The sequence below is a fragment of the Fulvivirga sp. AWR4_260 genome, from assembly GCF_056158185.1.
Window position 1 is genome coordinate 1,493,757 of sequence record NZ_JBSWSU010000015.1, and the last position, 14,435, is coordinate 1,508,191.

15 protein-coding genes are annotated in these 14,435 nt (G+C 38.9%); all 15 read right to left on the minus strand.

Features of this window, described 5'->3' with window-relative positions; translation table 11 throughout:
* Positions 1–22 precede the first annotated feature (22 nt).
* Positions 23–1,813 carry a DUF885 domain-containing protein gene (locus ACXACQ_RS12900; RefSeq protein ID WP_474976359.1) on the minus strand — a complete coding sequence of 597 codons (1,791 nt, stop codon included), beginning with the start codon at positions 1,811–1,813 and terminating at the stop codon, positions 23–25.
* 250 nt (positions 1,814–2,063) lie between these two features.
* Entirely contained in the window at positions 2,064–2,750 is a 687-nt protein-coding gene (locus tag ACXACQ_RS12905) for a nitroreductase family protein (protein ID WP_474976360.1), read from the minus strand.
* Between the two features lie 78 nt (positions 2,751–2,828).
* Complete coding sequence (hisIE, locus tag ACXACQ_RS12910; protein WP_474976361.1) at positions 2,829–3,428, minus strand: bifunctional phosphoribosyl-AMP cyclohydrolase/phosphoribosyl-ATP diphosphatase HisIE; 600 nt, start codon at positions 3,426–3,428, stop codon at positions 2,829–2,831.
* Positions 3,429–4,181 carry an imidazole glycerol phosphate synthase subunit HisF gene (hisF, locus tag ACXACQ_RS12915; RefSeq protein WP_474976362.1) on the minus strand — a complete coding sequence of 251 codons (753 nt, stop codon included), beginning with the start codon at positions 4,179–4,181 and terminating at the stop codon, positions 3,429–3,431.
* On the minus strand, positions 4,174–4,896 hold the full coding sequence (hisA, locus tag ACXACQ_RS12920) for a 1-(5-phosphoribosyl)-5-[(5-phosphoribosylamino)methylideneamino]imidazole-4-carboxamide isomerase (protein ID WP_474976363.1): 723 nt from the start codon (positions 4,894–4,896) through the stop codon (positions 4,174–4,176). Before hisA ends, hisF begins: the two co-directional genes overlap by 8 nt.
* A 63-nt stretch (positions 4,897–4,959) precedes the next feature.
* The gene (gene hisH / locus ACXACQ_RS12925) at positions 4,960–5,547 is read right to left on the minus strand and encodes an imidazole glycerol phosphate synthase subunit HisH (protein WP_474976364.1); all 588 of its coding nucleotides are present in this window, start codon (positions 5,545–5,547) and stop codon (positions 4,960–4,962) included.
* A gap of 11 nt (positions 5,548–5,558) precedes the next feature.
* A complete protein-coding gene (hisB, locus tag ACXACQ_RS12930) occupies positions 5,559–6,680 on the minus strand; it encodes a bifunctional histidinol-phosphatase/imidazoleglycerol-phosphate dehydratase HisB (protein WP_474976365.1) in 1,122 nt (373 codons plus the stop codon).
* On the minus strand, positions 6,677–7,711 hold the full coding sequence (gene hisC / locus ACXACQ_RS12935; RefSeq protein ID WP_474976366.1) for a histidinol-phosphate transaminase: 1,035 nt from the start codon (positions 7,709–7,711) through the stop codon (positions 6,677–6,679). Before hisC ends, hisB begins: the two co-directional genes overlap by 4 nt.
* Positions 7,712–7,715: 4 nt before the next feature.
* A complete protein-coding gene (hisD, locus tag ACXACQ_RS12940; RefSeq protein ID WP_474976367.1) occupies positions 7,716–9,002 on the minus strand; it encodes a histidinol dehydrogenase in 1,287 nt (428 codons plus the stop codon).
* 17 nt (positions 9,003–9,019) lie between these two features.
* Positions 9,020–9,880 carry an ATP phosphoribosyltransferase gene (gene hisG / locus ACXACQ_RS12945; protein ID WP_474976368.1) on the minus strand — a complete coding sequence of 287 codons (861 nt, stop codon included), beginning with the start codon at positions 9,878–9,880 and terminating at the stop codon, positions 9,020–9,022.
* A gap of 232 nt (positions 9,881–10,112) precedes the next feature.
* Complete coding sequence (locus tag ACXACQ_RS12950) at positions 10,113–11,093, minus strand: peptidoglycan DD-metalloendopeptidase family protein (protein ID WP_474976369.1); 981 nt, start codon at positions 11,091–11,093, stop codon at positions 10,113–10,115.
* Between the two features lie 4 nt (positions 11,094–11,097).
* Positions 11,098–11,625, minus strand: coding sequence for a molybdopterin adenylyltransferase (gene mog / locus ACXACQ_RS12955; protein WP_474976370.1), 528 nt, complete (start codon positions 11,623–11,625; stop codon positions 11,098–11,100).
* Positions 11,622–12,650 (minus strand): oxygen-dependent tRNA uridine(34) hydroxylase TrhO, encoded by a 1,029-nt coding sequence (trhO, locus tag ACXACQ_RS12960; RefSeq protein ID WP_474976371.1) that lies wholly within the window; start codon positions 12,648–12,650, stop codon positions 11,622–11,624. Before trhO ends, mog begins: the two co-directional genes overlap by 4 nt.
* Positions 12,651–12,763: 113 nt before the next feature.
* A complete protein-coding gene (locus tag ACXACQ_RS12965; protein WP_474976372.1) occupies positions 12,764–13,387 on the minus strand; it encodes a hypothetical protein in 624 nt (207 codons plus the stop codon).
* Positions 13,380–14,393: an amidohydrolase family protein gene (locus tag ACXACQ_RS12970; RefSeq protein ID WP_474976373.1), complete on the minus strand. Its 1,014-nt coding sequence runs from the start codon at positions 14,391–14,393 to the stop codon at positions 13,380–13,382. Before ACXACQ_RS12970 ends, ACXACQ_RS12965 begins: the two co-directional genes overlap by 8 nt.
* Positions 14,394–14,435: the final 42 nt, after the last annotated feature.

A 14,435-nucleotide genomic window follows, 5' to 3' on the forward strand; every position in this document is an offset into this window, starting at 1 on the left:
ATTTAAGAACGCTGTTAATTTTTTACTTATTATTTTCAGTGTCAATCCAGCGGTTGATTTTCTTTTCAAGCAAAGCTAGTGGAAGGCAGCCAGACTCTAGCACTTTCTTATGGAATGCTTTCACATCAAATTTATCGCCCAATGTTGCGTGTGCCTTATCTCTAAGTTCCCATATAGTAAGCTGGCCCATTTTATAAGATAGAGCCTGTCCGGGCATAGCCATGTATCTTTCAATTTCCGAAGTTATGCTTGCTTCTGATTCAGCTTCATTATCCAATGAAAATTGAATAGCCTTTTCTCGGCTCCAGCCTTTGGAGTGCATGCCTGCATCTACAACCAGGCGAATGGCTCTGTGCATTTCTGCGCTTAGCATACCAAAGTGCTGGTAGGGATCTTTGTAAAGCCCAAGTTCCTTTCCTAAAGATTCGCTATAAAGAGCCCAGCCTTCACCGTATGCGCTGTACCAAAGTGTTTTTCTGAATTCAGGAAGGGCTGTGTTTTCCTGTTGTAAGCAAATCTGATAGTGATGTCCTGGAATAGCTTCATGTAGGAATAATGATTCGTCAGAGAATACATTATAGGTGGCAGCATCTGGCACAGGCACATAGAAAATCCCCGGACGAGTACCATCTAAGGAGCCTTGATTATATTCAGCGCTGGCAGAAGCTTCTCTAAAGGCCTCTGTTCTTCTTACTTCAAATGGAGTTTTAGGTACCAGATCAAAAAGATCCTTAAGATGAGGCTTCATAGTAGTATAAATGTCATTGAAATGCGCTATCACCTGAGAGGCGGTGTCATAGGGCATAAGATCTTTGTTTGATCGCACATGGTCGAAAAACGCTTTTAGATCCCCTTTAAAACCTACTTCCTCTTTTATTTTTTCCATCTCTCCGGATATTCTCTTTACTTCGCTCATACCCAAATTAAAAATGGAGTCAGCGCTAAGAGTGGTTGTAGTGTATTGTTTTATTCGGTAGCTGTAGTATTCATTTCCATTTGGCAGGCCGGAAGCTCCTGCTGTAGTTCTACTAGCAGGGAGGTATTCATTTTCTAAAAACTCATGCAGCTTTTTGAAGGTAGGGATGATTTCATTTTCTACCATTGACTTATATTTCTCGGCTAAATTGTCTTTGGTTTCATCATTGAAGCTTTCCGGAAAGTTCTTTGCAGGGGAATAGAAAAGGTGACTCTCAGTAGGCCCATGGTCAAGATCAGCCATTTGTGGAATTACTTTTTGGGTCAGAGCTGCGGGTAGTACCCAGCCGGTTTTCATCCCTTTTTTCATATTTACTATGGCTGTATCACACCATACGGTGAAGTCTTCTATCCTTTTCAGCCAATTATCATAATCTTCTTCGGTTTTGAACGGTTGGGCCGATGCTCCGCTGGCATACTGCCCAATCATAATGTGCATGCTCCAAAACTGGTCTAACGGAGTAAGTTCAGTAGGATACTTAAGGCCTTCTAGATTGATATTACATTCCCAGTTTAGAATATCATAGCTTAGACGGTCCATGTCCGACAAGGAGTCCTCACTATAAGCTTTTAATTTATCCTGATAGCTGGAGTAAAAATCTTTTAGCTGAGATAAATACGCCTGTGAGATGTTGTTAGGTAGAGTGTCGTTATACCTGCTATCTCCGGCAGAGGTAGCTTCCAAGGGATAAAACTTTAACCTTTCCTGATAGTAGTCTTCATAAATTTGAGAGATTTCAGGTCTGTCTTGAGCTTCTTTGTCTACTTCTTTTTTTGAATTACAGGCTGTAATCACAAGAATTAGAAATACAAAACAGTAAAGTGGAGTTGGTTTCATAGATTGTGAACTTTTAATAAGGCTTAATATAAGTAAACTATTTTGTCCGTCAATTAAGTATTATTTGAAAGGCATTATAGGTGTTTAATCTTCGATAGTTAACGTTAAATGATATTGATTTACCATTGTAAAAATTGATTCAATACTTAATAAAATCCAAAATGAACTGGTACGCCAGTTTTTGGGCGAGAAGTATTATTGGTGATTTTGAAGGAAGATTGTTGCAAGCATTAAAATTCAAGCTCGAGCATCAATCATAAAAAACGCTCACTTCTTCAATCTTCTTTCTGTGTATGTCTGGTACAAAAGTCTCGGAACATGGGTAGCCAATAGGAATTAATAAAAATGGACGTTCGTTTGAAGGCCTTTGTAGCAAGTGGGCAAGGAAGTTCATGGGGCTGGGGGTATGGGTAAGTGCTACCAGGCCTGCGTTATGAATAGCTGCCAATAGAAAACCACATGCTAAACCCACTGATTCATTAACATAGTAATTGGTCTTTTTTGAGCCATCTTCTGTTAAATCATAAACTTTTTTAAAAACAACAATCAGGTACGGAGCTATTTCTAAAAATGATTTTTCCCAGCTAGTTTGCAATGGTTTTAGGTCTTGCAGCCATTCTTTACTCATGCGGTTTTCATAGCTTTCCTTTTCTTCTTTTTCAGCGGCCATCCTAATTTGTTTTTTCAAATTAGAATTACCCACCACACAGAAGGTCCACGGCTGCTTATGGGCTCCAGACGGTGCGGTGGAGGCGCTAAGAATAATGTTTTCCATTACCTCCTTTGGAATAGGCCGGTCAGAGAATTCTCTAACAGTTCTTCGCTTATTTAGCCATTTATAAAATAGTTTACTTTTTACCAGTACCTCTTTCTCTTCATACGTTTCTTTTTCATAGGAAATGAAAGGATACCCACCGATTATTGTCTCTTTAGCCATTGAAATCTCTTTAATGTAAGGATAGGCTTATTATAACCAAAATGTTGTAATCCTCCTGACATTATGATTCAAGGGGTATTAGCTATGTCTTTCTTTCAGTACTTCAATAACATCGTTTAATGTAAAATCTTTGGCTGCTAAGAGTACTAAATAATGGTACATAAGGTCTGCCGCTTCATTTAGGAATAGGTTTCGATCATTATCTTTTGCCTCTATCACAAGCTCTACCGCTTCTTCACCTACTTTCTGAGCTACTTTGTTTATGCCTCTGTTCAGTAGTGAGTTAGTATAAGAGCCTTCTTTCGGATTATTCTTTCTCTCTTGAATAGTATCCTCAAGAAATCCCAGGTCAGTGGAAGTGTTTGTTTTTTCTCCAAAACAAGTGTCAGTGCCGGTATGACAAACAGGGCCAACGGGAACAGCCTGAATTAACACCGTATCATTATCACAATCTAACTCCATGGATTTTACCTCCAAAAAATTACCGCTAGTCTCGCCTTTAGTCCATAGCCTGTTTTTGGTTCTACTAAAGAAGGTTACTCTGTTTTCTGTTTGTGTCTTCTGAAAGGCTTCGTTATTCATGAACCCCAACATAAGCACTTTTTTAGTATAAAAATCTTGTATTACTGCGGGTATTAGCCCGTTTTGTTTTTCAAAGTCTGGTTGTAGATTGTCCATTTATCTTACCGCTATATTATTTTCTCTTAAGTAACTTTTTAATTCTTGTATTCCTATTTCTTTAAAATGAAAAATGCTTGCTGCCAATGCGGCATCAGCTTTTCCATTTTCAAACACATCTTTAAAATGAGGCATATTACCTGCGCCTCCAGAAGCAATGATAGGAATACTCACCTCACTGGCCATCTTGCTCAGAGCTTCATTGGCAAATCCCTTTTTGGTGCCGTCATGATCCATGCTGGTGAATAGTATTTCTCCTGCGCCACGGGCTTCTACTTCTTTGGCCCACGAGAATAGTTCTTTTTCAGTGGGTTTGGAGCCTCCATGAGTATGAATAATCCATTTGCCATCAACAAAGCGTGCATCCAGAGCAGCCACTATGCACTGGCTGCCAAACTCTGCCACTAATTCGTCAATTAACTCGGGCCTTTTTACCGCACTAGAGTTAATGGATACTTTATCTGCCCCAGCATAGAGTAGGGGGGCTACATCTTCTACATGGCTAATGCCACCACCTACTGTAAAAGGAATATTCAAGTGTTTGGCGATGTCTTTTACCAGTTCTTTAAACGTCTTCCTGCCTTCATTCGTAGCTGTTATATCCAGGAAAACCAATTCATCAGCGCCCTGTTCAGCATAAAGTGCTCCCAGCTCTACAGGGTCTCCGGCATCTCTGATATTTACAAAGTTAACGCCTTTTACTGTGCGTCCGTTTTTGATATCCAGACAGGGAATAATTCTCTTTTTAAGCATTTTGAAATTCGTTTAATTCTCTCAAAGTAACTTTTCCTTCATAAATCGCCTTTCCTAAAATTGCTCCTTCACATCCTGCTTCTCTTAATTCGTGCAGATCGTTCATGCCACTAACACCACCACTGGCTATGAGTTTTATGCTTGGAAAAATATTAATGAGCTCTCGATATAAGGCAATGTTTGGACCTGTCAGCATGCCATCTGTGGCTATATCTGTGCATATTACCTCTTGCAGTCCGTCATCAAGGTATTTATGAAGCAGATCTTCTATGGAAAGAGTAGTCTGTTCAGTCCAACCGCTCACAGATATCATCTTGTCTTTAACATCTGCACCTAAAATAAGCTTGTTAGGGCCGTATTTCTCCAACCATTCTGAGACCTTATTGGGGTTTTTTACCGCAATACTCCCGCATGTCACTTTAGATGCACCGCTATTAAATACGTTCTCAATGTCATCATCAGACTTAATACCGCCACCAAAATCTATTTCCAGAGAGGTGTTTGAAGCTATCTTTTCTAATACTTTTAAGTTGATTACCTTTCCTGCTTTGGCGCCATCAAGGTCTACCAAATGAAGGTATTTAAGGTTTTCTCCCTCAAAGGATTTAGCCACTTCTAAGGGGTCTTCATTGTATATTTTCTTTTGATCATAGTCGCCTTGTGTTAGTCGTACGCACTTGCCATCAATGATATCTATCGCAGGTATTATTTTCATGTTTTATTTTTGTTTTAAGGCATTAAAGCCCTCGTTTGCATTCTTACAAACGACTATACCAGTTTATAACTTTATAAAATCTTCTATAATTTTAGCCCCTTGTACCGCTGATTTTTCAGGGTGAAACTGTGTGGCATAAAAATTATCCTTTTGTAGTGCCGCACTAAATGGTAGAATGTAGTCGCAAGTGGCTACGGTTTCATTCACTACAGGTACATAATAACTGTGTACAAAATATACATGCTTATCCGCTACGTCATTATCAATCCATGGGTGAGAAGTATTGTAAAGTGTATTCCAGCCCATGTGAGGTACTTTTTCTCCCTGGTTTGTGGGGAATTTTTTCACCTCACAATCAAATATTTTAAGGCAGTCTACATCATTTTCCTCGGAGTGACGGCACATGAGCTGCATGCCCAGGCATATGCCCAAAACGGGTTGCTTTAGGGAAGGTATTAGCTCATCTAACTTCATTTCCTGAAGGTGCTTCATAGTAGAGCTGGCTTCCCCTACACCAGGGAAAATCACCTTGTCGGCAGAGCGAATCTCATCAAAATCATTGGTGAGAATAGGAGTAATGCCCAGCCTTTCCAGTGCATAGATGACTGATTGTGTGTTTCCTGCGTTATATTTTATTATGGCTATTTGCATGATTTTATCATTTACAAAACACCTTTGGTGCTCGGAAGTTGAAAATTGTCTTTGTCTTTCTTTACTGCCATTTTTATGGCTTTGGCAAATGCTTTAAAAATGCCTTCAATTTTATGATGCTCATTATCACCCTCTACTTTTATGTTAAGGTTACACTTGGCGGCATCAGAAAAGGATTTGAAGAAGTGGTAGAACATTTCTGTAGGCATTTTTCCAACCATTTCCCGATTAAATTCAGCCTCCCAAACGATCCAGTTTCTGCCTCCAAAGTCGATGGCCACTTGTGCTAAAACATCGTCCATGGGTAAGCAAAAGCCATAGCGTTCAATGCCTTTTTTGCTACCTAGTGCCTGAATGAATGCTTCTCCAAGTGCAATGGCTGTGTCTTCAATGGTATGATGTTCATCTACATTCAAATCGCCATTTACTTTTATGTTCAGATCCACAAGGCCATGTTTAGCTATTTGCTCTAGCATATGATCAAAGAAGTCGATGCCAGTGCTTATCTCACTTCTGCCGCTTCCATCCAGGTTTACGGTAATAGCAATATCAGTTTCTTTGGTGGTACGGGTGATGCTGGCCTGTCGGGGCTTTTCTTGCAATAATTCGTAAATAGCTTGCCAGCTGGTAGTTACTAGTGCGCAATTAGCTTCTACATCAAACTCTTTTATTTGATGTTGCAGGCTGCCATTATTGATGAAAATTCCTTGAGCACCCAGGTTTTTGGCTAATACTACATCTGTAATTCTATCGCCAATGGTGAAAGATTTTTCTAAATCATACCCACCGCCAGTGTATTTGCCAAGCAAAGCTGTTCCTGGTTTCCTTGTGGGCTGGTTATCCTCTGGCCTGGTTCGGTCTATGATAATATCTTTGAACACTATCCCTTCATTTTTCAGGGTTTCAAGCATGCGGTTATGTGCCGGCCAGAAAGTGTCTTCAGGAAAAGTATGAGTTCCCAAGCCATCCTGGTTAGTCACCATCACCAGCTCATAGTCCATTTCACGACAGATTTTACCTAGCCAAGTGAAAACGCCAGGGTAGTATTCCAGTTTTTCAAGGCTGTCAATTTGCTCATCTTCTGGTTCAAGAATGAGGGTTCCATCTCTATCTATAAACAAGGCTTTCTTCATAACATGTAATCTTTAATGGCGGTGATTAGTTTTTTGTTTTCTTCGGCTGTACCAACGGTAATTCTCAGACAATTGTCTCCAAAGCGCACTTTTCTGCGGTCTCTAACTATGATCTCTTTTTCAATCAGGTAGTCAAACAGTCCTTTGGCATTTTGAAATTTAACCAGCAGGAAATTGCTATCGGATGGAAATATGAGTTCAGTTATTGAAAGAGAACTGAGTTGCTCTTGTAGCCAAGCTCGTTGTTCCAAGATTATTTGTATTTCTTGCTTTACCTTGTCCTCATTATTCAAAGCCTCTAAGGCAGCTTTTTGAGTAAGTGTGTTGATGTTGTACGGAGGCTTTACTTTATTGAACAAGCTTATAATTTCTTCTGAAGCGAAAGCCATTCCTAACCTTAGGCCAGCCATGCCCCAAGCTTTGGAAAATGTTTGCATGACAATGAGATTAGGATAAGCCTCTAATTTTTGGATGAAACTGGTAGAGCGTGAAAAATCAATGTAAGCCTCATCTACAACCACGATTCCCTGAAAATCGCTGATGAATTTTTCAATTTCACTAATATTGAGTGCGTTTCCTGAGGGATTATTTGGAGAGCAAATAAATGCTACTTTAGTCTCTGAGTCTACAGCCTTTAGCATCTCACCGGCTGAGAATTCAAATTGATCACTCAGTTGTACTTTAATTACCCCCACATTGTTAATGCCAGCTGACACCTGATACATGCCATAACTAGGATCAGAGATAATGATTTTATCTAAGCCAGGTTCGCAGAAAATTCTTATGATCAGATCAATGGCTTCATCACTTCCATTCCCCAAGAATATTTGATTGGGTAAAATACCTTTTATAGGAGCTAGCTTTTCCTTGATAGCCCGCTGATAAGGATCCGGGTACCGGTTTACCTCGGTCTCAAAGGGGTTTTCGTTGGCATCTAGGAATACCTCACCATTGCCGGTAAATTCATCTCTGGCAGATGAATAGGGGAGAAGAGCCTGAATATTGCTTCGAACTAAATTTTGTATGTTCATAGAATTAAGCGCCTAGTTTTTTTAACCTTAAGGTAACAGCATTTTTGTGAGCCTGAAGTAATTCTGCTTCTGCCATGGCTTCTATGGCTGGTCCAAGATTTTTAATGCCTTCCTCAGATACCTGCTGGAAAGTAATTTGTTTCATGAAGCTGTCTAAGGATACACCGCTGTATGCTCTGGCTGCTCCATTAGTAGGTAAAGTATGGTTGGTTCCTGAAGCATAGTCTCCGGCAGATTCCGGACTATAATTGCCAATAAAAACAGAACCTGCATTTACTACTTTTTCAGCAAGCTGTGGAGCATCATTGGTGGCCAAGATGAGGTGCTCAGGAGCGTAAGCATTGCTCACGGCCATAGCTTCTTCAATGTCCTTTACCAATATGAACTTACTATTTTTTAGGCTCTCTTTAGCAATTTCGTTTCTAGGTAAATCTTCTAACTGATCTTCAATAGCTTTTATGATGTTATCTATGGTGTTTTCATCTGGAGAGATAAGTACCACCTGACTGTCTTTGCCATGCTCTGCTTGAGATAATAAGTCGGAGGCAACAAACTCAGGCTCGCAGCTGCTGTCAGCTATTACAGCCAGTTCTGATGGTCCTGCTGGCATGTCTATGGCTACCCCGTCCATACTTACCATTTGTTTTGCTGCGGTAACATATTGATTGCCAGGTCCAAATATTTTGTCTACCTGCGGAATGCTTTCAGTGCCATAAGCCATAGCGGCTACTGCCTGTGCACCCCCAACTTTGAATATTTTGCTTACTCCAACAAGTGCCGCTGTGAATAGAATAGCCGGTGCCACTGTTCCATCAGCCGAAGGTGGAGTGCAAAGCACTATTTCTTTACTGCCAGCTATTGTAGCAGGAATGCCTAACATCAATACCGTTGAAAATAAAGGTGCCGTTCCGCCTGGGATATAAATACCTACTTTCTCGATGGCTACGGCTTTTCTCCAGCATTTTACTCCCACAGAAGTTTCAAGAGGCTGCTCGGCTCTTTTCTGGCTTTCATGAAACTTTCTGATATTTGAGGCTGCAGTCTCTATCGCTGCCTTTAGTTCATCAGAAATCTGTTCAGAAGCTTCTTTTATTTCTTCTTCGGTAACAGCAAGTGTATCTAGTTTTGCTTTGTCGAATTTTTCGTTGAATTCGAGAAGTGTTAAATCTCCACCTTTTTGTACTCGCGTGATGATGTTTTTAACAGTGCTTTCTAAGAAGTCCGTTTCAAAAACTGGCCTTTTTAGTATTTCCTTCAGCTCGTTCTGGGTAGGATATTTTATAATATTCATGTTGTAGGCTTCTTAAATTAGATAATCATTTTTTCAATAGGTACTACCAAAATCCCTTGCGCACCCAAGTCCTTTAGTTGATCAATGATCTCCCAGAAGTCATTTTCGTTGATTACCGAATGTAAAGAAGACCAGCCTTCTTGTTGAAGGGGTGTTACCGTAGGACTCTTCATTCCTGGTAATACTGCAGTAATGGCATCTATAGATTCATTAGGAGTGTTGAGTAATAAATATTTATTGTTTTTAGCGGTATTTACTGCTTTAATTCTGAATATGAGTTTGTTCAGTAGTTGCTGAATCTCAGGATCTAGCGTTTTGGTAGATACTAGTACGGCCTCTGATTTCATTACGGTTTCCACTTCTTTGAGGCCGTTGCTGAGTAGGGTACTTCCAGTACTCACTATGTCAACAATAGCCTCTGCTAAACCAATGCCAGGAGCAATTTCTACTGATCCACTAATTTCGTGTATCTCGGCTTCAATGTTTTTTTCTTTCAAGAACTGCTTAACAATATTAGGGTAGGAGGTGGCAATTTTTTTGCCGTTTAGAGATGCTGTGCCTGCATATTCTTTTTCTCTGGGGATGGCAATGCTGAGACGACACTTGGAAAAATCTAATTTTTCAATTACGGTTATCTCTTTTTGTTTTTCTATATACACATTTTCACCTACAATGCCTACATCTGCCACTCCATCTTCTACATACTGAGGTATATCGTCATCTCTTAAGAAAAGTATTTCGGCAGGAAAGCTGTAGCAAGAAGCTTTAAGTCTGTTGGGGCCATTGCTAAAACTAAGTCCACACTCTTTTAATAGTTTTACCGACTGCTCTTGTAGTCTTCCTGATTTTTGAATGGCAATTCTAATTTTCTTGGTCATGATTATTAGTGGTATAAAAACAAAAAAGGCTTACCGCACGGTAAGCCTTTTTTGTTTTTCGTTTAATATTTTATTTACGCTAAAACATATATCTCCCATGCATCAGATCGATGTTGAAATGATGGTGGTGGTGATGATATGTAGTTGCTATGAAAGTCATTTTTTTCTTCTTATGCCGCTAAGTAATACAATAGTTTTGAACTAGACAATTATTTTTAATATTAATTTTATGTTACATTCCAAGTGATTGGTTTTCTATAGAGGCTAATTCTATCACTTTTTCGTATTCTTTGGCATTTAAATCATTGAAGAAGTAATGTATAGGGTTGATCTTTTTATCGTTTTTTATTACTTCATAATGTAGGTGAGGCGCTGTGCTGACTCCTGTGTTACCTACATAACCTATCATTTGCCCTCTTTTAACTTTCTGCCCCTCTTTCACTATAAATTCGTGCATATGAGCATAATGAGTTTTATACCCAAACCCATGATCTATTTCAATGTGCTTGCCATATCCACCAAAGCTAATTTGTGTTTCAGAAACTACACCATCAGCAGTGGCATAAATAGGGGTGCCTATTGGCGCTGAGAAGTCAATGCCAGTATGCAACTTCTTTACTTTATAAATTGGGTGTATCCTATAACCAAATCCAGAAGCAATTCTAATTAGCTTTTTGTTGGAGATAGGCTGAATGGCCGGTATAGCAGCTATCATTTTAGCTTTGCTTTCGGCCATATCTAGTATGTCATCATAGCTCTTAGATTGGATATATATTTTCCTTCGAAGTTTATCTACTTCTTCGTTAAGAGCAATAATCGTTTCTTTATGTTTTATTTTTTTATTTTTAATTTCTTTATACCTGTCAACGCCACCTATTCCAGCATCTCTGATAGATGCATCGATAGGTTCTGCCCCTAGTACAACACGGTATACATCGTCATCTCTCTTTTCAAGAGCATTTAGTATTTGGTTAAGTTTTGTTACTTCTTCGTTTAAATTCTCGTAAAAGAACTCTAGCTCAGAAACTTCATGTTTGAGCATCACTTCTTTTGGAGATTCGAAATAACTATTGTATAACATTAATAAGCCAACTGCAACTGCCACGACCAGAGAACTCAACCCCAATAGGTTTAAGATAATATCCTGTTTTTTAACTTTTACTCTTTCGTATTTACAGGTTTCTGTATCGTAATAGTATTTTATGCGTGCCATAATATTATTTAGGTCTGAAAATTTTCACTACCTGGTTATCACATTCAATAAATGGCCCTTCTATAAGATCAATGCAATAGGGTATGGCTGGAAAAACAGCATCTAGGCATTGTCTAATAGCTTTTGGCTTGCCGGGTAAATTTACAATTAAGGTATTGTTTCTTATTCCCGCAGTTTGTCTTGATAGTATGGCTGTAGGCACATATTTCAAGCTTTCTGTTCGCATTAACTCACCAAAGCCGGGCATCATCTTCTGACAAACGGCTTCTGTTGCTTCTGGAGTAACATCTCTTTTTGCAGGTCCTGTTCCCCCAGAAGTAATAATTAAGCAGCAATTCTTTTCGTCTGCCATTTCTTTCATTTTTGCTTCGAGTTGATCTTGCTCATCGGGTATTACCGCATATTCGCTTTCCCACTCTGAAGTTATATATTCGTTTAATGTTTCTACTATAGCTTTACCCGGAATATCTTCATAAATTCCTTGGCTTGCTCTATCAGAAACATTAATAATTCCTATTCGGGCTTTGCTCATTTCTTAAAAGTGAGTTTTTCTGATCTACCTTTTTTAAATACTTGTCTTCCTAAATTACGACCCGATCTTAGTTTCTTTTGCTCTTCTTCGGGTAAATGTATAGTATCTACACATTCATCAGAACAACAGCCTTCATATTTTTTCGCACACTCATCACACTGAATAAATAGTAGATGACAGGCATCGTTTTTACAGTTGGTATGATCGTCACAAGGTTTTCCACACTGATGACAATTGCTAATGATATCTTCAGAAATTCGTTCGCCCAGACGTTCGTCAAAAACAAAGTTTTTACCTATGAATTTATTTTCTAAGTTCTGGTCATTTACCTGACGAGCGTATTCAATGATTCCCCCTTTTAGTTGAAATACATTTTTAAAACCTCTGTGCTTGTAGTAGGCACTTGCTTTTTCACAGCGGATGCCTCCTGTGCAATACATCAATAAGTTCTTGTCTTTATTTTCTTCCAGCATTTCTTCAATAATAGGAAGAGACTCGCGGAAAGTATCAACATCGGGTGTTATGGCGTTTTTAAAATGGCCTACCTCTGTTTCGTAGTGATTTCTCATATCGAGTAAAATCGTATTCGGGTCTTCAGCCAACTTGTTAAACTCTTCTGCTGTTAGGTGAACTCCTTTGTCGGTAACATCAAACGAATCATCTTCCAAGCCATCAGCTAGTATTTTTTTACGTACCTGAATTTTAAGTTTGAAGAATGATTTGCCGTCATCATCTATAGCAATGTTAAGGTGCGCACCGTTTAATTCAGCAGACATATTCATGTATGCTTCGTAGTTTTCTAAGTTCTCTTTAGGAACACTGATTTGCGCATTAACGCCTTCATTGGCAACATAGATTCTACCTAATACACCTAGTTTGGTGTAATCTACATAAAGTTTATCTCTGAACTCCTGAGGGTTGGGAAGTTTAACGTATTTGTAGAATGAAAGCGTAACTCGTTCAATATCGCTTTCTTCGATTTGTTTTTTGAGGACTTTTCCGTTTACTCGATTATGTAATATCATTTTGCAAGAATGATTTAGTTAAAAAATGAGTTGCAAAGTTAACATTTCAAAAAATAATTAACAATGCAAAATGCTTTATAACCAATCCATTCTGCTTGAGTAAAGTAACCGTGTTATCTTTTTGGCTCTAATTCGCCACGTAAGAGTTTGTTGTATTCTTCGCAAGTAAGGTTGCCATGGTCGTCACAGTATTGGCATGACTTGTAAATATCTCCAAATGAGCCTTTAGTAATGATTACTGTTTTTCCTTTGCATACAGGGCAAATTACCTTGCCAGAAGGGCCACAGTCAATATCATAATTTGATGTTAATATTTCTTGTGCTTCAGCTTGCTCAGTTTTTTTAACATCAACAAATGCTACTTTCGACTTTTCTAAATATTCAGCTGTCTCATCATAATGCGAGCCTTTGGTTCCCTTTAGTTCTACATATTTGTTTAGCCAATCAATACTTTGTCGATACTTGCCTAAATAGTAAGAGTTTTTGCCGAAGTAAAAGCATAAGTCTGAAGGTACTACTTTTGAATTTTTAAGCACGTACTTGAATTTTTCGTTGGCGGCTTCATACTCCTGATTTTCCATCAGGTCAACACCCTCATCCATAACTCGCATTACTCGCGCATGCTCTGCTTGTTTTTGATCCATAATTTGCTGCTGAATTTTCTCTTCTTGAGTTAGCTGTGCAAATAGTGGTGTGGTAAAAAATATGAGCGCAACAAAAAAAAGTAACTTATTCATTAATGTAATTTGTCTTGTCTAAATTAAGCCATTCTAAAGTAGCATTGCAAAAAATATCTTCAACGGTTTCTTTAGGTAGATTCATGTCTTCAATAAACTTGCCAATCTCCAAATCTCCTAAAGGAAAGGGGTAGTCAGATCCCAATGTTACTCTTTTTGATCCTTGTATATCAAGTACATAGTCTAGCATTTTAGCATCATGAGTGATGCAATCTACCCAAAATTTACCTAAATAGTTTCTGGGGTTGACATTATTATCAATGGCCACCAAATCAGGACGGCAGTTGAAGCCGTGTTCTATGCGGCCTATGGTAGATAGGAATGATCCACTGGCGTGTACAAAGTTGAACCTTAAGTTTGGTAAGCGCTCCATTGTGCCGGAGAAGATAAGTGAGCATATGGCGCGCGAAGTTTCTGCTGGCATGCCCACAAGCCATGGAAGCCAGTATTTACTCATGCTAGACATACCCATCATATTCCAAGGGTGTACCATTACGGCCATATCTAGCTCTTGGCAAGCTTCAAAGATGGGGGAAAATCTTTCTTCGCTTAGATTTTCATCATTGATATTACTACCTATTTGTATTCCAGGAAGGCCTAATGATTTGCAACGCTCTAGTTCTTCAATGGCCAAGTCAGTGTCTTGCATAGGTAAGGTGGCCAGACCAATGTAGTTTTTAGGGTATTCATTTACAATGCTTGCAATATGGTCATTAAGAAACATAGAAAGGTCAAGGCAATGATCGGGTTTGGCCCAGTAAGAAAACATTACGGGTATCGTACATATTACTTGTACCTGAGTATTAAAGGTAGCGTATTCTTTTTTTCTAAGTTCAGGATCCCAGCAGTTAGCTTTTATTTCTCTAAAAAACTGATTGCCTTTCATCATTTTGGCAGATCCTTGAATGTGATGCTGTAAATAGATGAAGTCTCCATACCCGAATTTTTCAGTCCAATTCGGCATATGTTCTGGAATGATATGGGTGTGCATATCTATTTTTAGCATACAGTGTAGAGTTTAGTAGGGTATTACAAATATGTAAATTAT